Raw genomic sequence first — 22,687 nt, forward strand, 5'->3', positions numbered from 1 at the left:
CTTGCCAGGGGTCACCCCTCGGCGTCACGCACCAGGAGGGCGATCTGCACCCGGTTCTCGACTGCCAGTTTGGCGAACAGGCTGCCCGTGTGCGCCTTGACCGTCGCCACGCTGATGTGCAGCCGCCGGGCGATCTCCGGGTTGCCCAGCCCGTCCGCGATGGCCCGGGCGGTGTCGAGTTCCCGTTCGGTCAGCGCGGCCAGCTGCTTCCGCGCGGCGTCGCGCGAGGAGTCGCGGGCGTGCGAGGACTGCGGACCGGTGGCCGCGGCGATCACCCGGGCCGTGGCGGCCGGAGACAGCACGGGATTGCCGTCCGCGACCGCCCGCACCGCGTCGAGGAGCCGCGGCGGCTGGGTGTCCTTGAGGACGAACCCGAGCGCTCCGGCGCGCAGGGCGCCGAGCACCAGATCGTCGGAGTCGAAGGTGGTCAGGATCAGCACCCGCGGCGGCGCCGGGCGGGTGAGCAGCTCCCGGGTCGCGCTGAGACCGTCACGGCCGGGCATCCGCACGTCCATCAGCACGACGTCCGGCCGATGTTCGTCCACCACGGCGATCGCCGCGTCGCCGTCGGCCGCCTCCGCGACGACCGTCAGGTCCGGTTCGCCGTCGATGACGAGCCGCAGCGCCATGCGCACCAGCTGTTCGTCGTCGACGATGACGACCCGCACCGGCTCCCGCTCGCTGTCCACTCATGCTCTCTTTTCGTGCGTGGGGTTGGGCCAGGGCAGTTGTGCGGTGAGGAGGTATCCGTCGTCCCGTGTGGGGTGGTGGCGCAGCTCTCCACCGGCGAGGTCGACACGCTCGCCGAGGCCGAGCAGGCCGAACCCCGACGCCGGCGGCTTCGCGGCCGTCGTGGTCGACGCGGAATTGCGGACGCTCACCCGGAGGCTGTCGCCCGCCGCCCCTTCCAGGGTGATCCGGATGCGCGCGTCCGGGGCGTGCTTGGCGGCATTGGTCAGCCCCTCCTGGACGACCCGGTAGCCGGTGCGGCCGACGAGGTCGGGCGGCGTCCCCGTCACGGTGCCGGTGAGCGTGACGTCCAGTCCGGACGCGCGGGCGTCGGCCACCAGGTCGGGGACGCCGTCCAGCGAGGGCTGCGGCGGTTCCGGGAGACCGGGGTCGGCCCGGAGCACGCCGAGGACGTCCCGTAGCTCCTCCAGCGCGAGGTGGGACCCCTCAGCGATGCCGCGGACCAGTACGCGGTTCTCCTCGGCCTTGAGATCCCGGCGGTGGTCCAGCACACCCGCCTGCATGGCGACCAGGGAGATCCGGTGCGCGAGGACGTCGTGCATCTCGCGGGCGATCCGGTTGCGTTCCAGGGCCCGCGCCTGCGCCGCCCGCGCGGACTGCTCCCGCTCCGCGCTCTCCGCCCGCTCCCGCAGCGACCGCACCTCGACGCGCCGGGCCCCGACGGCCATGCCCATCGCCACCGCGATGCCCGCGGTCAGGGCCGGCGACACGAGCTGGAACCAGAACGAGCCGGGCGGGGTCTCGACCGGATAGAGCTGGACGGCGAACTGGGTCGCGGCCACATAGGCCACCACCACGACCCCGATCTCCACCGGACGACGACGGGTGGAGATCGAGCCCAGTGCCACCAGCGCCGCGCCGGTGGCCAGCGCCGACGTGGTCGAGGCGACCGACACCGCCAGTGCGACGGCGAGCGGGAACCGCCGCCGCCACAGGAGCGCCGTCAGGCAGGCGCCGGCCACCAGCGGATCACCGATGAGGAACCACGAGCCCACTTCGCCCGCCGGCCCCTTCGACACCGCCACACCGGTGGTGACCCAGGCCAGCAGGCCCAGGGCCGCGGCCGCCGCCAGCCGCCAGGTCTGCTGCCACCACCCGAGCCGTGGCGCGACGTCCATGTTCACCCGGCCATTATCGCGAAGCCGTGCGGCCGGTGACTCGGTCAGAGGAGTGAGGTGCCTTAGACCAAAGTCGAATCCCTGCCTCGCCCGTGGTCCAAGACGTTTCGGACCGCCGGGCCGATGTGCGGTCCGCGCCGCACGAACAGACTCCTTCATGCGCCGGGACAACCGAAGAGCAGCGCGAGCCGAGCGAGCAGAAGGAGTGGCAGGCATGTTCGAGGACGTGCGCCGTCGGCGGGCCGTGGGGCGGGTCGAGCCAGGGGACGGGCGGGCGCTGAAGCGTTTCCGTTGGTGGCAGTTGCCGTTCCGCGCCCTGTTCTATCTCCGGCTGCCGAACGACGACGGCGGCCGGAGCGTCTACGCCGTCGACGTCAGGCACTGGAAGAGCGACGACTCCGGCAGGGTCAGCGCCCAGCTGTACCTCGACGGCAGGCAGCACGCCGAGTCGAAGCTCCCCGCCGCCTTCCCCGTCCCGGGCGGCGTCGTGGAGGTGAGGCGGAGCGAGTTCGGGCTCAAGCGCTGCCACTACGTCACCGATGACGGGGCCGAGTACCAACTCGTCCCCGACCGTGACTCGGCCGAAGGGCGCCGCGCCCACTTCGACCGCAAGCACCCCGCGGTGAGCCGCGCCGTCGGCTTCCTCTCGGCGGTCGTGCTCCTCGTCGGCCTGTTCCTCGTCCTCACGCAGCTCGCCGAACAGCTCACCCGGCCGGAGGAAATCGCCCGGCACGTCGGCGGGACCTTCACCGCGCCCGTCGACCTGCCGGCCTGGGGCAACACCGTGGTCGGCCTCATCACGGTGGCGGCCAGCACGGAGCGGGCCCTGCGGCTCCGCTACAGCCGGCTCCTCGACGGCGCGGCGGGCTGACCCGCCCCCTGCCCCCCCACACACACCACGCTCCACAAAGCAAAGAGTAAGGAGTACTGCATGCGAAAACTTCTCGTCGGGGTCCTCGCCACCCTCATGGTGGCGCTGCTCACCTGGCAGGGCGCCTCCGCGCAGACGGCACCGAGCGCGGCACCGCCCCCCGACCGGATCAGCTGGGGCGAGTGCCCCGGCACCCCACTGCCGAGACTGGAGTGCGGCACACTCAAGGTGCCGCTGGACTACCGGAACCCCGACGGCAGGAAGATCGACGTCGCGATCTCACGTCTGGCCAGCACGAATCCCGAGAAGCGCCGAGGCGTGCTGTTCACGAACGCCGGCGGACCGGGCGCGCCCGGCCTCAGCTATCCGCTGGTGCTGAAGTACTACGGCGTGCCGCAGAGTGTGCTCGACACCTACGACGTGATCGGCTTCGACCCCCGCGGTGTCGGCTACAGCGCTCCGGTGACCTGCGGTCTGGAGGGGGAGGCGACGGCGACGGCGAACGTCCCCGACTACGCGTTGAACCGGGCCGACGTCGCCCGGCAGGCCGAGCACGCCGCCGAGGTCGCCGAGAAGTGCGGCTCAGCGGCGACGGCGTCCCTGCTGCCCCACATCAGCACGGCCAACACCGCCCGTGACATGGACCGGATCCGTGCCGCCCTGGGCGAGCCGAAGATCTCCTACCTCGGCATCTCCTACGGCACCTACCTCGGTTCCGTCTACACCACGCTGTTCCCGCGCCGGAGCGCGCAGTTCGTGCTCGACAGCGCGATGAGCCCCGAAGGCAGCGGACCGTCGGCCACCCGCGGATTCGGGGAGGGCGTCGAGGACAGATTCCCCGACTTCGCGACGTACCTGTCAGAACATCCGGAGTACGGCTTCGGCACCTCGGTGGAGCGGATCAGGGACACGTACTTCGAGCTCGCCGCCCGGCTGGACGCGAAGCCGAGGCCGGACGGATTCGACGGCAAGAAGTTCCGCAAAGTCACGTTCGAGAGGCTCTACCTGGACCTGTGGCTGCCCGAACTGGCCGAGATCTGGCAGGCCGTCGACACCGGACGGGCCCTCCCGCCGACACCGCCCGTCGAGGTGCCGCCCGGGCAGCCGGCCGACAACCCCGTCGCCGGTCAGCTCGCCGTGCTCTGCAACGACCGGAACTGGCCGGAGTCGGTCGCCACGTACCAGCGCAACGTCCGGACCGACCGTGACCGACACCCGATGTTCGGCGCGGCGGCGGCCAACATCTGGCCCTGCGCGTTCTGGCCGACGGAACCGTCCGAGCCGCCCGTGCGGATCAGCGACCGGGGACCGTCGAACGTGCTGATCGTGCAGAACCTGCGCGACCCGTCCACGCCGCTGTCCGGTGCCCGCGCACTGCGCGCGGCCTTCGGCGAGCGGGCGCGGATGATCACCGCGGACCAGGGCGGGCACCTCGCCTACCTCTACCTCAAGAACCGCTGCCTCAACGACGCGACGACCACCTTCCTGGTCACCGGGGAGCGCCCGCGCACCGACCGGGCCTGCGCGGCCGAACCGAGCGCGAGCCGCGACGGTCGGCCCGATGCCCCCTGAAGCGGGAGCACCGGCGCCGGAATCCGTGCGGCTACGCGGCCTTCAGTCGTCGTACGACAAGCCGTGTCCCATGCGGAAGAGGACCCTGGCCGGATCGTCGGCCCGCTGGATGGGTACGGGCAGCTTGCCCCGCGGCTCGACCCGGCCGGCGATCACCCGGGCCGCGGCGCGCAGTTCGACCTCGGTCCAGCAGTAGGAGACCAGTGAGGCCGGGACGTCGCCGAGGTGGGCGATGTCGTAGGGGTTGCGCACCGCGAGGTGGACGACGGGGACGCCGGTCGCGAGCAGCCGGGACACCAGGGTGCGCTGGGCGCTGGTGGCACCGACGTTGTCGGTGGTGACCACCACCGCGTCCCGTCCCCGCGCGGCGGCCACGGCCTCGTCGATCTTCGCCGCGTCGGGCGTCCGGCCGGTGGCGAGGTGGGTGGTGCCGTAGCCCAGTTCGTCGAACGCCCTGGCCAGCTCAGGCACCGTGGTGCGGTCGGCGTCGGTCGGGAAGGCCGGGCTGGCGCCGACCACGAGCAGCTTCCGCTGCCTGCGGCGCAGCGGGAGCGTGTCGTCCTCGTTGACCAGCAGGGTGGTGGTGCGCTCGGCGATCCGGGCGGCGGCGCGCAGGTGACCCCGGGCGCCGACGACCCGGTCGACCTCCCTCTGCGACACGTAGGGGCTGCCGCTGAGCAGGCCGGCCTTGTCCTTGACCCGCAGGATGCGCAGGACCGATTCGTCGAGGCGGTCCTCGGTGATCTCCCCTTCCCGGACGGCGGCCAGGACGCCGTTGTAGGCGACGCCGATGTCCGGCGGGAAGAGCAGTTGGTCGACGCCGGCCTTGAGGGCGAGGACGGGCACGCGGTCGTCGCCGTACTTGGTGCGCACGCCCTGCATGTTGAGGGCGTCGGTGACGATCACGCCGTCGAAGCCGAGTTCGTCGCGCAGCACGCCCTGGAGGATGGCGGGCGACAGGGTGGCGGGATCGTTGCTGGGGTCGAGCGCGGGGACCTGGAGGTGCGCGGTCATGATCGAGTCGACGCCGGCGGCGATCGCGGCCCTGAAGGGCGGGGCGTCGATGCGCTCCCACTCCTCGCGGGTGTGGGTGATCACGGGCAGTCCGGTGTGGCTGTCCTCGCCGGTGTCCCCGTGGCCCGGGAAGTGCTTGGCGCAGGCCACGACACCGGCCCGCTGATAACCCGTCACCTGGGCGCCCACCATGCGACCGACCTCGCGGGCGTCGGCGCCGAATGAGCGGACGTTGATGATGGGGTTGGCCGGATTGACGTTGACGTCGGCGACCGGCGCGAAGTTCTGATGGATGCCGAGAGCGGCGAGTTCGGTGCCCGATATCCAGCCGGCGGTGCGCGCGTCGGAGAGCGAGCGGCCCGCGCCGAGCGCCATCGCACCCGGCAGCTGGGTGGCGCCGCTGCCGATGCGGACGTTGACGCCGTGCTCCTGGTCGATGGAGATCAGGGAGGGGACGGGGGTGGGCAGCGCCAGCGAGGCCCGCTGCACACCGTTGCTGAGGTCCGCGATCTGGCGGGGGTCCTGGATGTTGTTCGCCCAGCCGGAGAAGTAGATGACCCCGCCGACGTGGTACTTGGCGATGAGCTCGGCCACGGTGCGGACGCCGAGTTCCTTGAGGTTGCGGTCCTGGTCGAGCCGGCTGGGGGAAGTCGCCGACGTACCGTAGAAGTACGGCACGAACAGCTGGCCGATCTTCGCCTCGACGCTCATCCTGGAGATGATCTTCTTGAGGCGCCGGTCGCGCGAGTGGGCGACCGCCGGGGTGGCCGCCACACCCGAGACGGCCGTCGCGCCCGCGGCGACCACGGTCGCGGAGGCGAGCACGGTTCGTCGGGAAAGACTCCGGTCCTGCATGCGGACTTGCTCCTTCCACCCTTGCCCATCAAGGGACTTGACGGATTCTTGAAGGACTCCGAGCAGCGGGAAACGTAGCCCGCGGATTACGGGCGGGGCAATAGGTCTAGACAAAATAGGTCCAGACGAATGAGGGCTCCGCGCCCGTCAGGAGTCCGGGTGGGCGGCCCACTCGTGGTGGTGACCGATGAGTTCTGACGTCGATGGGAGTCCCATGGACGACACCCGATCCCTGGAGGCCCGCGCCATGACCGAACCGCACATTCTGGAGACCCGGCGAGACCTGGAGCGGGCGATCCACGTCGAGCGTTCCGCGCTCGCTCAAGACCTGGCCGGGCTCAGTGAGGCGCAGTGGGCGGCATCGTCGCTGTGTGAACGCTGGACGGTGGAGGAGGTCGTGGCCCACCTGACCGCGGGTGCCGGCGTGGGGAGGTGGCGTTGGCTGTTGAGCATGCTGGCCGCCCGGTTCGACGCCGACCTGCACAACGACCGACGACTCGCTGAGCACCGTGGTGCCACACCTGAGGCGACCTTGCGACGGTTTCGCGATGCCGTCGCCGGGCCCGCCGGGCCCACGGGACATACAGCGGCCTGGCTGGGCGAAATCGTCGTGCACGGCGAGGACATCCGTCGGCCGCTGGGTCTGGTGGGGACACCACCGGTGGCCACGACGACCGCCGTGGCCCGCTTCTTCGCCCGCCGCGATTTCACCGTTTCGAGCCGCAGTGCCATCGCCGGGTTGCGGGTCGAGGCCACGGACGGTCCGTTCACCACCGGCTCGGGGGAGCTGCTCCGAGGGCCGACGCTCTCGCTGGTGATGGCGATGGCGGGCCGCGCGGCGGCATGCGAGGACCTCGAGGGGGACGGTGCGGCGGTCTTGCGCGCCCGGCTGCGCTCGGGCCAAAAGACAAGCTGAGTGCCGATCTGCGCGACCTCAGGCCATCGGCGGTCACTTCGGCGAGAGCGAGGCCGGCTACTCGTCCCGGAAGCCGATCGTCGGCACCGCCCGCAGCCGGGTCGGCGCGAGCGGTTCCGCCGGTGCCAGGGCGTCCAGGAAGGCGTACCGCCGGGCCAGTTCGCCGGTGGCGGCGCTCCCGCGCAGCGCCCGCCACCAGGCCGTCACCTCCACCCAGCCGGGCGCCGACAGCGAGCCGCCGAAGTGCTCCACGGACAGGGCGGCGGTGAGGTTGGCGAAGGCGAGACGGTCGGCGAGCGGCCAGCCCGCGAGCGTACCGGTCATGAAGCCCGCCACGAACACGTCGCCGGCGCCCGTCGGGTCCAGGGCCCGGACCGGGACGCCGGGCACCTCGGCGCTCTCGCCGGTGACGGAGTCGATGGCGAGGGCGCCCTCCGGCCCCCGGGTGACCACCGCGATCGGCACCAGCTCCGCCAGCGCGCGCACCGCCTCCTCGGGCGTCTCCGTACGCGTGTAGCGCTGGGCCTCAGCGGCGTTCGGCAGGAAGGCGTGGCAGTGCCCGAGGTCGCGCAGCTCCGCCAGGTCCCAGCGTCCGCTCTCGTCCCAGCCGACGTCGGCGAAGATCTTGCTGCCCTGTCGGGACGCCTCGCCCAGCCACGCGTCCTGCCGCCCCGGTTCGAGCGAGGCCACGCAGGCCCGCGAGCGCGGCGGCCCGCAGGCGGGCGGGGGCGGGGCCGGGTGCTCGTGGGTCACCATGGTGCGCTCGTCCTCGTACGCCATCGAGACCGTGACCGGCGAGTGCCAGCCGGTGACCCGGCGCGAGGGCCCGAGGTCGATGCCCTCGGCGGCGGAGAGGGTGTCCCAGCAGTAGTCGCCGTACAGGTCGGTGCTGAAGGCGGAGGCCAGCGTGGTCCGCAGACCGAGCCGGGCCAGCGCGGTGGCCATGTTCGCGACGCCGCCCGGGCTGAACCCCATGCCACGGGCCCAGTTCTCGGTGCCGCGGACGGGGGCGTGGTCCAGGCCCGTGAAGATGATGTCGAGGAAGACCGTGCCCGTCAGGTACACGTCGTGCAGAGGATCACCGGCGACGCGTAGGCCCGCCAGCGGGTCGACCGAACCGGAGACCGCCGAAGGAGTGCTCACCGGTGCGCCTTTCTGATTGTTTGCAAGCATGACGACCGAAACCTTGCACCGCGGTCCCGCAGAATGCAAGAGGTCGATCACAGTCGCGCACAAGCGCTCATGTGGAGTAGATTGCGGGGCATGTTGCGAGAGGTACGCCACGAAAAACTGCTCGGCATCCTCGGCGAGGAGGGCGTACTGCCCATCCGGGAGATCGCCCGACGGCTCGGCGTCAGCCAGGCCACTGCCCGCCGTGACCTCACCGAGCTGGGCGAGGCGGGCCGGCTCACCCGTGTCTACGGAGGGGCGGTGGCCGCCCGCGCCGACGACGAGCCGGCCTTCGAGGACGTGGCGGTGGACGAGTTGTCGGCCAAGGCCGCCCTGGCCGCCCGGGCCGCGGAACTCGTCGCGGACGGGGACACCATGCTGCTGGACATCGGGACCACGACGCTCCAGCTGGCGAAACTGCTGCACGGGCGGCCGGTCACGGTGGTCACCAGCAGTCTCGCCGTGTACGAGGAGCTGGGCGACGACCCCGAGGTGCGGCTGATCCTGCTGGGCGGCGAGGTGCGCCGCAACTATCTCTCGCTGGTCGGCTTCCTCACCGAGTCCAACCTGCGCGAGCTGCACGTCCGCCGGCTCTTCCTGGGCGCGAGCGGCGTGCTGCCGGACGGCAGCGTGCTGGACAGCACCCATGTGGAAGTGCCGGTGAAGCGGGCGATGATCGCCGCGGCGCGGGAGGTCGTGCTGCTCGCGAGCGCCGGCAAGTTCCCGGGCCACTCCGGCCTCGCCCGCGTCTGCGGGGCAGCGGACATCGACGCCCTGATCACCAACGACACATCGGACCCGGCCACCCTCGCGGCGTTCCGCGAGGCCGGGACGGAGGTAATCACCGTATGAGGCTCACTCTGCTCGGCGGCGGCGGGTTCCGCGTACCGCTCGTCCACCGCGCCCTGGTCACGGACGACGGCGACGCGACCGGCCGGTGCACCGAACTGGTGCTGTACGACACCGAGCGGGCGAGGCTCGACGCCATCTCCTCGGTCCTCGCCGAGCAGGCGGCCGCGCTCGCCGGGAACGACCGGCCGGCGCCGCCCGCCGTCCGGACCACCACCGATCTCGACGACGCTTTGCGCGGCGCGGACTTCGTCTTCTCCGCGATCCGTGTCGGTGGCCTGGAGGGCCGTGGCCGGGACGAGCGTGCGGCACTCGGCGAGGGGGTCCTCGGGCAGGAGACGGTCGGCGCGGGCGGCGTCCTGTACGGGCTGCGCACGGTGCCGGAGGCGGTGCGGATCGCCGAGCGGGTCGCGGCCGTCGCGCCGGACGCCTGGGTCATCAACTTCACCAACCCGGCGGGCATGGTCACCGAGGCCATGCAGCGCGTTCTCGGGGACCGCGTCATCGGCATCTGCGACTCGCCGGTCGGCCTGTGCCGGCGGGCCGCGCGAGCGCTGGGCGCGGATCCGGACCGCGTGGGCTACGACTACGTGGGGCTCAACCACCTCGGCTGGCTGCGGCGGGTCACCGTCGACGGCCGCGACCGGCTGCCGGAGCTGCTGGCGGACACGACCGCGCTGGAGTCCTTCGAGGAGGGCAGGCTCTTCGGCGCCGACTGGCTGCGGACGCTCGGCGCGCTGCCCAACGAGTACCTGCACTACTACTACTTCAACCGGGAGGCGGTCGAGGCGCTGCGGCAGGCCCCCGCGACCCGCGGGGAGTTCCTGCGCGAGCAGCAGGCCGCCTTCTACGCGGACGCGGCCGCCCGGCCCGAGCACGCCTTCGCCGCGTGGGAGCGCACGCGCCAGGAACGCGAGGCGACGTACATGGCCGAGAGCCGGGAGAGCACAGGTGGCTGGCAGCGTGCCGCGTCCGATCTCGAGGGCGGCGGCTACGACCGGGTCGCGCTGGCGCTGATGCGCGCGATCGCCCGCAACGAGCGGACGACGCTGATCCTCAACGTCCGCAACCGCACGGCCGTCCCGGGCCTGGACGCGGACGCGGTCGTCGAGGTGCCCTGCCTGGTCGACGCCACCGGCGCGACCCCCCTGGCCGCGGGGCCGGTGGCGCCGGACCAGCTCGGCCTGATGCTCAGCGTGAAGGCGGTGGAGCGCGCGGCGATCGAGGCGGCGACCAGCGGTTCGCGGTCCGCGGCGCTGCGGGCCCTGGCACTGCACCCGCTGGTGGACTCGGTGAACACGGCGGAGCGCGTCCTCGCGGACCGGCTTCCGCCGAACCGGCCCCACCGGGACTGACGAAGCCGGGGGGCAGCATGCTGCCCCCCGGCTCCGACTCACCCGACGTCGACGCGGTGTGCTCGGCCCCCGTCGAGGGATATCCGGGCAGGGTTGCCGACCGGGGCGCCGTCGACGCGGACAGGAAGCCCGGCGTATGCGCGCGGCACCACGAACTCGCCCCGGGTGTCCGCCGGTGCGCAGACCTCGACGTTCATCCCGCCGCCCGGCGGACACACCCACCGCACCCGGAACCTGCCGTACGGCGTGTGGAGTTCGCCGCGTGCCCGGCCGAGCCGGGCGGGGCAGGGGGCCAACTGCCAGCGGAGATAACCCGGTTCGCGGGGCAGGACACCGAGTACGTAGCAGCTGAGCAGCGCGGTGGGACCCACCGACCAGGGGTGGGCCAGGCTGGTGTTGCCGCCGTGGCCGCTGTTGATGCCGGGGGTGGTCAGTGAGCCGTCGGCGTCCATGACCTCCCAGACCGTCCTTCCGGGATCGCCGTCGGCCATCGGGCCCCACATGCGCCGCACCAGGTCCAGCGCCTGCTCCGTCATGCCGTTCTCCGCCAGGGCCCACGTGAACATGCCCGCCATCATGGGACCGAGGATCGGGAACTGTCCCTCCGTGGCGGGGAGGGGGACCGCCAGCATGCCGCGCGGCGTGTCGAGGACCGCGCTCGTCGCCTCCAGCGTGCGGCGTGCCTCCGGTGCGTCGAGCAGGCCGTGGAGGACGACGGCGGTCGCGGCGTCGAGGGGCGTGACGCCGGGCTGTTCGCCGCTCATGCCGATCAGCCCGGTGGCGGGGTCGCGGAAGGCGGCCACCACCGCACGGGTCACCCGCGCCGCCTGCCGGGCGCACTCGGCCGCGGCACGCAGATCGCTCCGCGTGCCCAGGGCCCGGTACATCCGTGCCGCGTGGCCCAGCGCCGCCGCGTAGAGCGCGTTCTCGTAGGCAGGTGTGCCCTCGACGAGGGAGTAACGCCAGCTCATGCCGTCATCGATGCCGGTGCGCAGCAGTCCGTCCGGGCCGCGCCGGCTCGCGTTCCACGCCAGTTGCCGGTCCATCGTCTCGCGCAGCTCGGCGACGAACCCCAGGTCGCCGGTGTGCATCCAGTAGTCGTGGAGGTTGAGTACGAAGGCCAGGGAGTACGCGGCCGAGGGGTAGCGGACGGTGTCCTCGGCATAGCGCTGCCCGGTGGGGCGAGGCGGAGCCGCCGGGTTGGTGTTGGCGGGCACATAGCCGCTGGGCAGCTGGCGGTCGGCCAGCTGGCGCAGGGATGCGCGGGCGTACTCCCAGCGCTCGTCGATGAGCATCAGCACCCGCGCGGCCACCATGTTGTCGCCCTGCCAGACGAGCCGGTCGCGTTTGATCCCGTCGAGCAGCGTGGGGCGTTCCGTCACCCCCGGCCGCCGGAACCGTTCGGCGTCGGCCGCGGAGTCCAGTTCGAGGTGGATCGGTGCGGCGCCGGCCGGACGCACCGTCAGGCGGCGGAAGCGGGCCGCGCCGTCCGCGGAGACCCCGAGGCCGACCCGTCCGTCCGTCCCCGCCGGTGCCGGTACCCGGGCGGAGAGTATCCGGTGTCCGGCCAGGCGCAGTTCGGCGTGTTCGCCGTGGACGGTGGCCGTGAGCAGCTGCCAGCCGTCATCGCCGCCGGGGACCGCGGCGGTCGGGGCCGAGGCGAGCACCACCGGTTCGGCGTCGATGCGGGCGCGATGCTCGACGACCGGTCCCTCGGGCGTCAGCCGGAACAGCAGTCCCGAGCCGTCCTCACCCGCGCGCAGCACGCAGCCGGCGGTGCCGTGGGCACGGTGGACGCGTACATCGAGGCGGACGTCGCTCCAGCCGCCGTCCCGCAGCAGTCCGTGGTCGAGACCGTCGGGGTCGGTGAAGGTGTGGCGGGCGTCGAGGCCGTGCTCGTCGAAGACCCAGTACCCGGCGTCGCTCCCGGCCGGCAGCAGGTTGAGCTGCACGGTGTGGGCTCCCGCGTACCAGATCCGGTTGAGGAGCGGGTCGTCGCACAGGAAGTGGCCCGCGTAGTCGGCGGCGGGTGCCGGGCAGTCCGTGCGGTGTACGCCGAGACCGGTCAGCCGGACGCTGCCGGGACCGCGCAGGGTGAGCACCTGGTAGCGGAAACCTCCCTGCACGAAGCGCTGCCGGGTGGTGCGGCCGGGTTCGACGGACCACTCCTCGTAGCGGCGCGGGTTGCCCGCCACGCGCAGCCCGTCGAAGACCAGGTCGCCGTCGGGGGCGGCATGCCGGAGGCTCTCGCTGTATCCGGCGCGCAGGAGCGGCGTCCCGGCGGCGGCGGTGGTGGTGCCGGAACACGGGCCTGTGGTGTGCCAGGGGTGGCCCGACAGTTCCTGCCCGTAGTCCACGAGCACCCGTGCCGGAGCGTGCGCACCGGTGCTGCGCAGTTCGAGTGCGTCCTCCTCGGAGGGTTCGCCGCGCGGCAGGCGTACGTCGCCGCACAGGGCCCGGATTCCCGTCGGCCGCGCCCGAGCCGGTGCCTCGGGGACCAGCACGTGCCAGTCGGTGTCGTGCTCCCAGCCTGCCAACGGGTCGCCCGACGAGGGTGCCGTGTGGTCGGCGTGCCCGGTCACCGCTTGCCCTCCTCCGCCGTAGCGGTGGCCGTGCGGGGCGTCCCCTCGCTCAGCGTGAACCGCTCGAAGTCGCAGACGGCGCCCTCGGGCCCGGCCGTGTAGGCGCCGGCGAGGACACCGGTGAACCCGCCGGCCACCTCGGGTGCCAGGTAGCGGATGTCCGCCGTGCCGACGACGCGCTCCCGGCCGTCGCTCGCGCCGACGACGAAGGTGAGCCGGCCGTCCCGGCAGCGCACCTCGAGCCGCGCGTCGTCCTCGACCCGGATCTGCTCCGAGGTGCGGTCGCGCACGTCCCCGATCCGGCGGTGCAGTTCGACGCTCCTGTTGCCCTTCCCACCTTGTAGTGCCAGCCGGTAGTGATGCCGAGGGTCCTCCCAGATCACCAGGCCGGACTCCTCCGCCTCCGGGCCGGGGCGCAGGTGTGCGCCGAGGGTGAAGTCGGGCGCGGGGAGCCGGCGCAGAGCCATGGAGCAGGCCGGACCGTCCTCCGGCAGCGCGTCGCGGCCGGAGAGGCGGATGCCGCCGTCCGGCAGCTCACGGCAGGCGGCCCGGGCCGGCTCGCCGAGGAAGCACCAGGTCTCGGAGACGAAGCGCGGCGCCCGCTCGCCCGCCCACGGCAGGGTCACCGACTCGGGAACGAGCCCGTCGCTGCCGAAGACGGGCCAGTCGTCGTCCGTCCACCGCACGGGCAGCAGGAACGTCTCCCGGCCCAGCGGGGCGACGGCCGGGTGGCCCTGCGGCCGGGTGCCGAGGCAGACGGCCCACCAGCTGCCGTCGCCCGCCTCCACCAGGTCGGCGTGGCCGACGCACTGGAAGGGGCTGGTGCGGCTGCGGTGGCTGAGCACCGGGTTGTGCGGTGCGGGCTCGTAAGGGCCTTCCGGCCGTGCGGCGCGGGCGACGGTGACCATGTGGCCCGCCTCGGTGCCACCCTCGGCCAGGATCAGGTACCACCACCGGCCGCGGCGCACGAACCGTGGCCCCTCGGGAAAGCGGCCGCACCAGCCGCGCGTCAGTTCCGTCACCGGACCGATGCGCGCACCGGTGGCGAGGTCGATCTCCCCGATGAGCACGGCGTGCTCGGTCCGGCTCGGGTCGGCGGCCACGCCGCCGCCGGTGGCTGTGGTCGCCATCAGCACCCGCCCGTCGTCGGTGAAGGCAAGTCCTGGGTCGATGCCGGTGCGGTCCACGCGCACCGGCGGCCCCCAGCCCTGCGCCGGGTCGCGGGTGCTCATCACGAAGTTCCCGTACCGCGTGGTGTCCGTGGCGGCCAGATGGAGCGTGCCGTCATGGGCGCGGAGCGTGGGCGCGTAGATGCCGTCGGAGGGGTCGAGGCCCGACCGGGGGATTCCGGAAGGGCCGTCCAGCGCGTGCCCGACCTGACGCCAGGTCGCCAGGTCGGTGCTGTGGAACACCGGCAGACCAGGTACGTATCCGAACGAACTGGTCACGACGTAGAAGTCATTGCCGAGGCGGCAGACCGAGGGATCTGGATGGAAGCCGGGCAGTACGGGGTTCACGGCGGTGAGAGGGGGACGCAACGGATCTCCTGAGGGGCGAGGCCAGTCTCAACAATCGATATCGCGCAAAGAACGTCATCCTTGTGCAGGACGTTGCTTCAAGACGAGCAGACATACATACTTCTGCGCAACTCGTTGACCGATGTCGCTCGTTCTTGCGGCCACGAAGGGATGGAGCTTCATGCGTCTGAAGTCCTCACGTCGTCAATTCCCGCGTGCCGCCGTCGCCTTGCTGAGCCTTTCGCTCATCTCCGGCTGCGGGCTTCCCGGCGGGAACGGCACGGGCGCCGGACATGGATCGCTCACCGTGCCCACCGACTCGCCGGAAGCCGCGGGTGACTGGCAAGGGACGATCACGATGTTCGCGCAGGAGTACACCCCGCACGCCGAGGTCGCCAACGGCACCGGCCTCGACGGACTGCGGGCCGCCGCGGACGCCTGGGAGAAGCGGCATCCGGGCGTCCGCATCCGCTTCGTCGACGACAAGTTCGACGACTACGTCACCACGGTGCGGGTCAAGGCCGCCGCCGGCGAACTGTGGGACGTCTTCTGGGGCCAGTCGGTGGCGCTGAACGGTCAGTGGCCCGAGGGCATCGCCTACGACCTCACGCCGGCGCTGAAGCAGCGCAACCCGTACGCACCCCGGTACAAGACCTGGGCGCAGGCCATGAACCCGCAGGTCATCAACGCGACCAAGAGCGGGGAGGGGGCGTCGTACAACATCAACGGCGACTACGTCATCTCGAAGTGGTACTACAACAAGGACCTGTTCCGAAAAGCCGGGATCAAGGGACCACCGCGCACGTGGCGCGAGTTCACCGAGGTCTGCCGAGAGCTACGGGAGAAGGGCGTCAACCCGGTCAGCTACGTGCCGTACCAGACGTGGATGTCCAAGCACTTCCTCACGGACCTGTACGCGAAGGACTTCGACAGGCTCTCCCGGCTCGACGGCGCCAGCGGTTTCTCCACCTCCGACGAGGCGCTGGCGATCACCGACGGTTCCCTGGCCCCAGAGAACAAACGTTTCCTCTCCTGGTGGCCGGCGTTCAAGAAGGCCACCGACCACTGGAACCGCGACTACGTCAGCGCTCCCCCCGAGCGCAACGTGCAGGCCGAGCAGGACTTCGTCGCGGGCAAGGCGGCCATGTACTTCAACGGCTCCTACTTCACCGCCAAGCTCCAGGGCGCGAAGCCGTCCTTTGCGTGGGGATCCTTCGACTACCCGAAGGTCACCGAGGAGAGCGTCCCGGACGCCCACGGCATCGGCACGGCGAACGCCTCCGGCGGGCCCACCGGCGCCTACCAGTTCGCGATGTCCACGCCGCAGGCCAACCGCAGCATGGGGAAGAAGGGCAAGGCGGAGACGGTGCTCGACTGGTTGCGCTACCTGGGCAGCGGACCGGTCTCCGAGGAAATCATCAACGAGGCGGGGCAGTTCCTGCCGAGCTTCGCGGGAACCACGCCCGTCCCGGCCTTCAGGAAAGACGCCCACCTGGTGAGGGAGCCGTGGCGAACCCCCTTCGTCGGGTTCACGTCGCCCTCGCTCGACCTGGACCTCCAGCGGGTGTTCGGCAACTACCTCGGTGGCGGGATCTCCCTGGACACCGCCTCGGACGAGGTCCAGCGCCTCCTGGACCGGGCCGCCCAGCAGTACCTCACCGCTCACCGGCCCAACAGGCCGTCGGAGAAGCCATGACCCGTTCCCGCACATCCCTCGGCCCTGCCCTGGTCCGCCGCCACCGGCTCACCCTCACCGGATACGCCTTCGTCCTGCCCGCGTTCGTGCTGCTGGGGTACTTCGTCTACTACCCCGCGTACGTGGCCTTCGTGGGGTCCTTCACCAACTGGGACGGTTTCAACCCGGCCCAGTGGGTCGGGCTGGACAACTTCCGCCAACTGTTCGGGGACCCGACGTTCTCCACCGCCGCCTGGAACAACCTGTTGTGGGCCCTCGGCAAGGTCGCACTGGCTCTGGTGCCGCCGTTTGTCGTGGCCGAGCTCATCTTCCATGTGCGCGACAGCAGATGGCAGTTCATCTACCGCTCGCTGTTCGTCATCCCGCTGGTCATCCCCACGATCGTGACCATGCTGGTGTGGACCTTCTACTACCGCTCCGACGGCGTGATCAACCAGGTGCTCGGCGCGGTCGGGCTCGACGCCCTCCAGCACTCCTGGCTGGGCGACAGCAACACCGCCCTGTACGCGCTGATCCTCATGGGCTTTCCGTGGATCGCGCCGTTCAACCTGCTCGTCTTCTACTCCGGCCTGCAACGCACGCCGAAGGAGATCCTGGAAGCCGCGGCGTTGGACGGATGCGGCACCTGGCGGCGTATCCGCTCCATCGACCTGCCGATGATGATGCGGCAGACGCGCCTGCTCACCACCCTCGCGGTCATCAACAGCGTGCAGGCGATCCTGGAGCCGCTGCTGATGACGGGCGGCGGGCCCGGCAACTCCACGATGACGCCCATCTACTACCTCTACCGCACCGGCGTGAACGACGGCCGATTCGGCTACAGCATGGCCGTCTCCCTGGTGCTGTTCACGGTCGTCCTCGTGCTTTCCGCCGTGAGCAACCGTGTGCTGCGCCCGCAGAGCGACTGAGCCGAGCAACACGACAGGAGCTTTCCGTGACTCAGGTGTCCCTTCCCTCCCAGACCCGCAACCCGGCGGTCGACCGGCCGCCGGCCTCCGACCCGGGCGATGGGGCCGCGCTCGGCACCCTGCACCGGATTCCGGGGCTGGCCCGACACCTGACTCTGGCCGTGCTGGCGGCCATCAGCCTGTTCCCCTGCTACTACCTTCTCGTCAACTCGCTCAAGAGCCGTGGCCGGTTCGCCGACAGCCAGTGGGATCTGCCGCTGTCCGACCTGCGCTGGGACAACTACGGACGAGCGTGGGACGTCGTCGCCCGGCCCCTGCTGAACTCGATCGTGGTCGTCGGGGTCAGCGTGCTCGCCATCCTCGCCCTCGCCGCACTCACCGCCTACGCCTTCTCGGTGATCCGCTTCCCGGGTCACCGGATCGCCTACGCGCTGACCTTCGTCCTGCTGATGGTGCCCAGCTTCCTGCTGCTTCTGCCGCTCTACCTCCAGATCAGCAACCTGCCCGCCATCAAGACCAATCTGTCGGGGATCATTCTGCCGAGCGTGGCGGCCAATCTCTCCTTCGCCGTCGTCGTCCTCAAGTCGGCCTTCGACGACCTGCCCCGCGACGTCGTCGACTCCGCCCGGATCGACGGCGCGGGAGAGCTGCGCATCCTGTGGTCCATCGTCCTGCCCCTGTGCCGGCCCGTGCTGGCCAGCGTCAGCATCATCCAGTTCGTCGCGCTGTGGAACGACTACCTGCTCCCTCAGCTCGTGCTGGCGCCCCAGGACCGCACCGTTTCGGTGGCCCTGGTCGCCTTCACCGGCAACCCCGGGCAGAACTCGTCGCCCGACTTCGGTCCGCTCATGGCCGGGTACGTGCTGGCGGCCGTGCCGCTGATCCTGCTGTTCTCCGTGCTCATGCGCGCCTACATCGAGGGCCTCACCAGCGGGGCCACCAAACTCTGACCGTACGAACCAGGGAAGTCCAGGGAAGTCATGTCCTACACCGAACGCAACCACGGCCACCGCGTGCCCTCCGGCATCGAACGGGCCCTGATCGTCGCCGCCCACCCCGACGACATCGAGTGCTTCGCCGGCGGAGCCGTCGCTCTGCTCACCCGAGCCGGCGCCGACGTCAGCTACTTCTTCGCGACCCGCGGAGAGGCCGGCAGCGACGACCCCGCGCTCGGCCGCGAGGACGTCATCGCCCTGCGCGACCGGGAGCAGACCGAGGCCGCGCGGCTGCTGGGGGTGAAGAACCTGCTGTGGCACGACGAACCGGACGGCGACGTGCACGACCGGACAGCGCTGCGGCACGCGATCGTCCGTGCCATCCGGACCGTCCGGCCGGACGTCGTCATCACCTTCGATCCGACCCGCTACCTGCTGGGCACCTACGTCAACCATGCCGACCACCGTGCGGTCGGCGCCGCCGCCATGACCGCCACCTGGCCCTCCGCCGCCAACGCACGCTACGCACCGCAGCATCTGACCGCCGCTCTCACACCGCACGTCGTGCGTGAACTGTGGCTGATGACGGCGACGGAACCGGACTTCGCGCTGGACATCGAGCCCGTCCTGCCCGACAAGTCCGCGGCGCTCAGCGCGCACGCGTCGCAGGGCCAGCACCCGGACGCCGTCACGGCCCGCCTGCTCGCCGACGCCAGGCGCGACGGCGTCCCGGGGGCCCGCCTCGCAGAGCGCTACCGCCGCGTCGTCATCAACGCACCTGAGCCCGCGCTGGGTGCCGGCGCCCACGATCCTGTGTGTCACACCTCAGTGGCAGACTGGCGGCACAACGAAGTTCCGTAAGGGCAGGGCGATGCGGCAGGTGCCACGGGGGGAGACGCGCGGCTGTGATCTTCGACAGTCTTGATGTGTCGTACGGCGAGTTGTGGGGTTCCCTGCAGGGAATGACCCATCCGGATCCGATATCGCGTGCGGTCGCGGCACGCAGGCATGCTGCCGGGACGGATTACGCGGTTCTGCTGTCCGCGCGGGAGCGGCCGCTGGCGCTGGTCGAATACTGGCCGCGCCGGATGTGGCGTGTGTATCTGTTCGACGACAGGTCCTGGCGCATGCAGACGATTGACCTCAAGCCGCACAGCACGGGGATGTTGCTGGCTCGCTGGAACACCCGATGGCAGTTCTCCAACGAGCAGGAGTACTCGTCCTGGAAGTGGGATGTTCAGGAGAGAACGACTGTCTCGGCCGACGGGCAGGTCGAGGTGAGCACCGAGTTCGCCAGGCCGAGGGGAAAGCCGACGGAGCCAGGGCACGCTGGACCATCCGACCCGCCGAGTGTCCCCGTGCGGCGGTTTTCGGCGCCCGTCGAAGGCTTCCTCTGCCCCGTACCGGAATTCGGCGACTGGCAGGTGTTCGCGCCGCTCCTCGCCCAGCAGGGCCACGAGCCCGCCACTACCGTGGTCCTGAACGACGTGTCGGTGGACGAGGGATCGGGACCGCTGCGCGCGACCGGAATCGAGCACCTCTTCCGTGCGGGCGCGTGCGACACTCCGGACGGGCCGGCCGTCCTCGAGCTCGTTGACGCAGGCCTGCTGCGGATCACTTCAGGGCAGCTGGCGGTCTCGGACCCCGGCTGGATCGGAGAGACCCAGCGGATCGTCGCCGTGCCACCGGGCGAGTTCCCGGTCACGCTGTCGCTCTTGCGCTCGACAGACGGGGCCGGTGTCGCCGCGGCCAGGGTGACGTTCCTGGACATCCCGCCCCACGAGTGGGAACTGGCCCTCCTGCCCGACGAGGACCTGGGGCTGCTCGGCGAGGGCCAGTTCTACGGGGTTGGCGTGGATACGGGCACAGCGGCTTTCATGGATGTGACTCGGACGGTGACCGAAGACCAGCTGGACGAGGACCTGTTCATACCCCTCGGCAGCCAGTTCACCGTCGAACTGCCCGGCACGGAGCCCGAGCCGAACCTCATCGCCTTCCGCGCCGGCCGGGGCGACGGGTCCTACCCCGTCTGGATCGGCCGCACCGATGACGGACGCGTCGGCTGCGTCGTCGTCGACTTCCAGCTCCATTCCGTCGACGGGGAAGAATAAGGAGCGCAGCCGACCATCGGCGCGAGGCCGCACTGCCCGAGACCGGGACCGCGGCGAACCTCCAGAGCGCGGACGGCGACTTCTTCGAGAACGGCAACGCCCGTGCTGCGCCCTAATGTGCGCGGGACTGTATTGGGCGCTCACAGGCTCGCTCTTCCGTGTGCATCGACTTCTTCGCTTTGGCGGTGGCTGCCCGCGCGTTGGCGGAGCATCGCCCAGTCAGGCAGCGGTCCCGCCGAAATCTCGCGTTGGTACCTCGCTGGGCCGGTGCCGCGGCGCGACGGTCAGTCTGCGGTCGCCTCGGGGACGAGCTCTCCCTTCCAGGTCTCCTTGCCGTCCTCGTCGTAGGCCGTCACTTCGCCGTCCTGGAAGTGGTAACTGGTGCCCTGCGGCTTGAAGTTCACCACGTAGCCGTTCTCGGACTTCCTCGCTTCTGTGGGGGCTCCGTACGATTCACCGTCCCCCATGCTGGCGAAGTAGAAGACCTTTCCCGTCTTGGTCCGGCAGAAGGCGTACCGCTCCTCCAGGTCGTCCCTGCTGTAGGCGGCGACGAGTCGCGCCCCGGATCCCTCCGGCAACCTCTCGGCCATCGGCTTCGGGCAGGGGCCGCTCGCCGAGGGCGCCGGGGAGGGCTTCGAGGAGTCGGAGCCGGTCACGAACGAGGTCACGGTCGACCAGTTGAGGATCAGCAGAACGATCGGGGTGATGATGACGGCAGCGATGAGCAGAAGACAGCCGCACCCCGCCACCAACTCCCCGCGTGTCGCTTCCCTGGGGGGTGTGCGTACGGGAAGGGGGGTGCTGCCGAAAAGGGTGTCCTCGAGAAGGGGCGTGGCGGCGGTCGACCAACGCGTGCCGCACCTGTCGCACCTCAGGCGGTCGACTACACGGTGCGCGCAGAGGGGGCACCCCCATACGAGTCCCCGCACGGTCGGGCTGCCTGTTCCCGTCGCGTCGAAGCGCATGTCGAGCGACGTTCTCCTGCCGCCCGTGACAGGCAACTCCGTGACGGGTGCCCTCTTGGCGGTGGCTGATTTCTTGGCAGGGACTGATTTCTTGGCGGGGGCTGTCTTCTTGGCGGCGGCCGCCCTCTTCGTGGCGGCGGCCTTCTTCGATACGGCCTTCCTCGGTACGGCCTTCCTCGGGGAAGGCGGCTCGGGAGCGGCCCTGCGTATCGCCGCGCGCGGTGTCTCACAGACGTGACACACCGGCACCCCGGCGTCGTTGTACGTGTCACAGTCCGAGCACTGCCAGGTCGGCCCGGCCACCATGCCTCCCTGAACTCACGAGTCCGCGACGGTCAGGCGGGCCATGACCGAGCGGAACAGGTTTCGCGTCGCCGGTGAGACGGGCGCGCTGAGCCAGTCCCGGCTCTCCTCCCGCTCGACGGCGGACGGCTCGGCGTCGTCCCACCAGGAGGCGGAGACGTCCTCGACGCGGTAGGTGTGTGCGAACCATTGCGCGAACTGCCAGGCCGAATCCACCTGGTGAGCGCCCACGACGATCTCCGCCACGACGTCGCCGACGCTCACCCCGGTGGGCCGGAACCGGAACGTCAGCCGCAGGCTTCCGTCGTGTCCGGACAGCCGGCCCGCCACCGAGCGACAGCTCTCGGGCTCCATGTACAGACGGCCGCCGACACCGCCCGCGCTGCCGTCTCGGCGGCTCCAGGAGAAGACCAGCCACCGCCGCCCGTCGAAGTCCAGCCGGACGCCGTCGCCCTGTAGCCGGAGACTCACAGGCTGTTCGCGATCGTCTCGATGATCTCGTCCATCTCGAACTCCTCCAGTCCCTCCCCGGCCCTGGAGGGGAAGTGCAGCGTGAGGTCCCACTCCTCCCCGATCGCGTCCTGCCAGGGCTCCTCCTCGGGAGCGAAGAGGACGAGTCGCTTCGCCGACTGTTCCATCACCGCCGTCTGGCTGCGGGCGTATCCCCATTGCTCGAAGAGATCGTCCATGGAGCGCGGGATGTTCCGCGGATACGTCTGCGCGGCGACGCCCACCGTGCCGAGCGGGTGGGCGGGGGCGTCGGTGAACATGACGATGACGTGACGCCGCCGGTCGAGACCCGTCTCCCAGGGGGAGTTGATGGCCAGGGCCAGCGCCTCAAGACCGGACTCGGGGATGTCCCCGCCGCCGCCCGCCTCGAGGTTCCGTACGAAGTTCTCGAATTCCGCCACCTGCTGGGGAAGGCGCAGGAACTCCGTCTGCTCGATCGCGTCGGAGGGATCGTCCCCGAAGTCTCGGAAGGCGATGATCCGCAGCCGCAGCTGGCTGATCTCCTTGCTCTTCCTCGCCATCACCTCGTTCAACCGCTGATGGAACCGGAGCGAGTTGTTCTTCACGATGTCCAGTACGGGATACATGCTGCCCGTGGCGTCGATGCACATCACGATGTCGACGGCGTACCGCAGGTTGCCGTGGTACTTCTCGATCTCCGCGCTCACGCGTTGCTCCTCGGTTTCGGAG

General features: G+C 71.0%; 19 protein-coding genes. 10 read left to right on the forward strand and 9 right to left on the reverse strand.

Annotation, left to right across the window (positions count from 1 at the left end; translation table 11 throughout):
• Positions 1–11: 11 nt before the first annotated feature.
• Complete coding sequence (locus ACFC1X_RS01260; RefSeq protein WP_376347669.1) at positions 12–689, reverse strand: response regulator; 678 nt, start codon at positions 687–689, stop codon at positions 12–14.
• Positions 690–1,874 (reverse strand): sensor histidine kinase, encoded by a 1,185-nt coding sequence (locus tag ACFC1X_RS01265; protein ID WP_376347671.1) that lies wholly within the window; start codon positions 1,872–1,874, stop codon positions 690–692. It lies immediately after the preceding gene.
• A gap of 208 nt (positions 1,875–2,082) precedes the next feature.
• On the opposite strand from ACFC1X_RS01265, the gene ACFC1X_RS01270 reads away from it, so the two are divergent.
• Positions 2,083–2,739, forward strand: coding sequence for a hypothetical protein (locus ACFC1X_RS01270; RefSeq protein WP_376347673.1), 657 nt, complete (start codon positions 2,083–2,085; stop codon positions 2,737–2,739).
• Between the two features lie 60 nt (positions 2,740–2,799).
• The gene (locus tag ACFC1X_RS01275) at positions 2,800–4,311 is read left to right on the forward strand and encodes an alpha/beta hydrolase (RefSeq protein ID WP_376347675.1); all 1,512 of its coding nucleotides are present in this window, start codon (positions 2,800–2,802) and stop codon (positions 4,309–4,311) included.
• Positions 4,312–4,353: 42 nt separating this feature from the next.
• On the opposite strand, the gene ACFC1X_RS01280 is transcribed toward ACFC1X_RS01275, so the two are convergent.
• On the reverse strand, positions 4,354–6,180 hold the full coding sequence (locus ACFC1X_RS01280; protein ID WP_376347677.1) for a glycoside hydrolase family 3 protein: 1,827 nt from the start codon (positions 6,178–6,180) through the stop codon (positions 4,354–4,356).
• Positions 6,181–6,394: 214 nt separating this feature from the next.
• On the opposite strand from ACFC1X_RS01280, the gene ACFC1X_RS01285 reads away from it, so the two are divergent.
• Positions 6,395–7,096 (forward strand): maleylpyruvate isomerase family mycothiol-dependent enzyme, encoded by a 702-nt coding sequence (locus tag ACFC1X_RS01285; protein ID WP_376347679.1) that lies wholly within the window; start codon positions 6,395–6,397, stop codon positions 7,094–7,096.
• A 57-nt stretch (positions 7,097–7,153) separates the two neighbouring features.
• On the opposite strand, the gene ACFC1X_RS01290 is transcribed toward ACFC1X_RS01285, so the two are convergent.
• On the reverse strand, positions 7,154–8,269 hold the full coding sequence (locus tag ACFC1X_RS01290; protein ID WP_376347681.1) for a carbohydrate kinase family protein: 1,116 nt from the start codon (positions 8,267–8,269) through the stop codon (positions 7,154–7,156).
• A gap of 90 nt (positions 8,270–8,359) precedes the next feature.
• Between ACFC1X_RS01290 and ACFC1X_RS01295 the strand changes: the two genes are divergently transcribed.
• Both ACFC1X_RS01295 and ACFC1X_RS01300 read left to right on the forward strand, forming a co-directional pair.
• The gene (locus ACFC1X_RS01295; protein ID WP_376347683.1) at positions 8,360–9,118 is read left to right on the forward strand and encodes a DeoR/GlpR family DNA-binding transcription regulator; all 759 of its coding nucleotides are present in this window, start codon (positions 8,360–8,362) and stop codon (positions 9,116–9,118) included.
• Entirely contained in the window at positions 9,115–10,470 is a 1,356-nt protein-coding gene (locus ACFC1X_RS01300; RefSeq protein WP_376347685.1) for a 6-phospho-beta-glucosidase, read from the forward strand. The genes ACFC1X_RS01295 and ACFC1X_RS01300 overlap by 4 nt, the downstream gene beginning before the upstream one ends.
• 38 nt (positions 10,471–10,508) lie before the next feature.
• Here ACFC1X_RS01300 and ACFC1X_RS01305 read toward each other — a convergent pair whose 3' ends face one another.
• Together ACFC1X_RS01305 and ACFC1X_RS01310 are read right to left on the reverse strand one after the other, a co-directional pair.
• On the reverse strand, positions 10,509–13,052 hold the full coding sequence (locus ACFC1X_RS01305) for an alpha-L-rhamnosidase C-terminal domain-containing protein (RefSeq protein ID WP_376347687.1): 2,544 nt from the start codon (positions 13,050–13,052) through the stop codon (positions 10,509–10,511).
• Positions 13,049–14,590: a family 43 glycosylhydrolase gene (locus tag ACFC1X_RS01310; protein ID WP_376347688.1), complete on the reverse strand. Its 1,542-nt coding sequence runs from the start codon at positions 14,588–14,590 to the stop codon at positions 13,049–13,051. The genes ACFC1X_RS01305 and ACFC1X_RS01310 overlap by 4 nt, the downstream gene beginning before the upstream one ends.
• Positions 14,591–14,750: 160 nt before the next feature.
• Here ACFC1X_RS01310 and ACFC1X_RS01315 point away from each other — a divergent pair, with 160 nt between their 5' ends.
• From ACFC1X_RS01315 to ACFC1X_RS01335, 5 genes are read left to right on the forward strand one after another with little or no spacing between them, the layout of a single operon-like run.
• Positions 14,751–16,265 carry an ABC transporter substrate-binding protein gene (locus ACFC1X_RS01315; protein ID WP_376347690.1) on the forward strand — a complete coding sequence of 505 codons (1,515 nt, stop codon included), beginning with the start codon at positions 14,751–14,753 and terminating at the stop codon, positions 16,263–16,265.
• Complete coding sequence (locus tag ACFC1X_RS01320; protein WP_376347692.1) at positions 16,262–17,173, forward strand: carbohydrate ABC transporter permease; 912 nt, start codon at positions 16,262–16,264, stop codon at positions 17,171–17,173. The genes ACFC1X_RS01315 and ACFC1X_RS01320 overlap by 4 nt, the downstream gene beginning before the upstream one ends.
• A 26-nt stretch (positions 17,174–17,199) precedes the next feature.
• The gene (locus ACFC1X_RS01325; RefSeq protein WP_376347693.1) at positions 17,200–18,123 is read left to right on the forward strand and encodes a carbohydrate ABC transporter permease; all 924 of its coding nucleotides are present in this window, start codon (positions 17,200–17,202) and stop codon (positions 18,121–18,123) included.
• Positions 18,124–18,153: 30 nt separating this feature from the next.
• Positions 18,154–18,969: a PIG-L deacetylase family protein gene (locus ACFC1X_RS01330; protein WP_376347695.1), complete on the forward strand. Its 816-nt coding sequence runs from the start codon at positions 18,154–18,156 to the stop codon at positions 18,967–18,969.
• A 44-nt stretch (positions 18,970–19,013) separates the two neighbouring features.
• Positions 19,014–20,219 carry a DUF4241 domain-containing protein gene (locus ACFC1X_RS01335; RefSeq protein ID WP_376347697.1) on the forward strand — a complete coding sequence of 402 codons (1,206 nt, stop codon included), beginning with the start codon at positions 19,014–19,016 and terminating at the stop codon, positions 20,217–20,219.
• Positions 20,220–20,503: 284 nt separating this feature from the next.
• Here the strand turns inward: ACFC1X_RS01335 and ACFC1X_RS01340 are convergent, their stop codons facing one another.
• From ACFC1X_RS01340 to ACFC1X_RS01350, 3 genes are read right to left on the reverse strand one after another with little or no spacing between them, the layout of a single operon-like run.
• On the reverse strand, positions 20,504–21,490 hold the full coding sequence (locus ACFC1X_RS01340; protein ID WP_376347698.1) for a hypothetical protein: 987 nt from the start codon (positions 21,488–21,490) through the stop codon (positions 20,504–20,506).
• A gap of 12 nt (positions 21,491–21,502) precedes the next feature.
• Positions 21,503–21,958, reverse strand: a complete 456-nt coding sequence (locus tag ACFC1X_RS01345; RefSeq protein WP_376347700.1) for a hypothetical protein — start codon at positions 21,956–21,958, stop codon at positions 21,503–21,505.
• Positions 21,955–22,665: a vWA domain-containing protein gene (locus tag ACFC1X_RS01350; RefSeq protein WP_376347702.1), complete on the reverse strand. Its 711-nt coding sequence runs from the start codon at positions 22,663–22,665 to the stop codon at positions 21,955–21,957. The genes ACFC1X_RS01345 and ACFC1X_RS01350 overlap by 4 nt, the downstream gene beginning before the upstream one ends.
• Between the last annotated feature and the right edge of the window lie 22 nt (positions 22,666–22,687).

It is taken from the genome of Streptomyces sp. NPDC056128, assembly GCF_042263835.1.
Taxonomy (GTDB): domain Bacteria; phylum Actinomycetota; class Actinomycetes; order Streptomycetales; family Streptomycetaceae; genus Streptomyces.

Excerpts from the sequence above, each read along its gene's own strand:
- ACFC1X_RS01300 (WP_376347685.1), top strand. The coding sequence starts at position 9,115 with ATGAGGCTCACTCTGCTCGGCGGCGGCGGGTTCCGCGTACCGCTCGTC.
- ACFC1X_RS01285 (WP_376347679.1), top strand. The coding sequence starts at position 6,395 with ATGGACGACACCCGATCCCTGGAGGCCCGCGCCATGACCGAACCGCAC.
- ACFC1X_RS01340 (WP_376347698.1), bottom strand. The coding sequence starts at position 21,490 with ATGGTGGCCGGGCCGACCTGGCAGTGCTCGGACTGTGACACGTACAAC.
- ACFC1X_RS01315 (WP_376347690.1), top strand. The coding sequence starts at position 14,751 with ATGCGTCTGAAGTCCTCACGTCGTCAATTCCCGCGTGCCGCCGTCGCC.
- ACFC1X_RS01270 (WP_376347673.1), top strand. The coding sequence starts at position 2,083 with ATGTTCGAGGACGTGCGCCGTCGGCGGGCCGTGGGGCGGGTCGAGCCA.
- ACFC1X_RS01295 (WP_376347683.1), top strand. The coding sequence starts at position 8,360 with ATGTTGCGAGAGGTACGCCACGAAAAACTGCTCGGCATCCTCGGCGAG.
- ACFC1X_RS01320 (WP_376347692.1), top strand. The coding sequence starts at position 16,262 with ATGACCCGTTCCCGCACATCCCTCGGCCCTGCCCTGGTCCGCCGCCAC.
- ACFC1X_RS01330 (WP_376347695.1), top strand. The coding sequence starts at position 18,154 with ATGTCCTACACCGAACGCAACCACGGCCACCGCGTGCCCTCCGGCATC.
- ACFC1X_RS01290 (WP_376347681.1), bottom strand. The coding sequence starts at position 8,269 with ATGCTTGCAAACAATCAGAAAGGCGCACCGGTGAGCACTCCTTCGGCG.
- ACFC1X_RS01280 (WP_376347677.1), bottom strand. The coding sequence starts at position 6,180 with ATGCAGGACCGGAGTCTTTCCCGACGAACCGTGCTCGCCTCCGCGACC.
- ACFC1X_RS01275 (WP_376347675.1), top strand. The coding sequence starts at position 2,800 with ATGCGAAAACTTCTCGTCGGGGTCCTCGCCACCCTCATGGTGGCGCTG.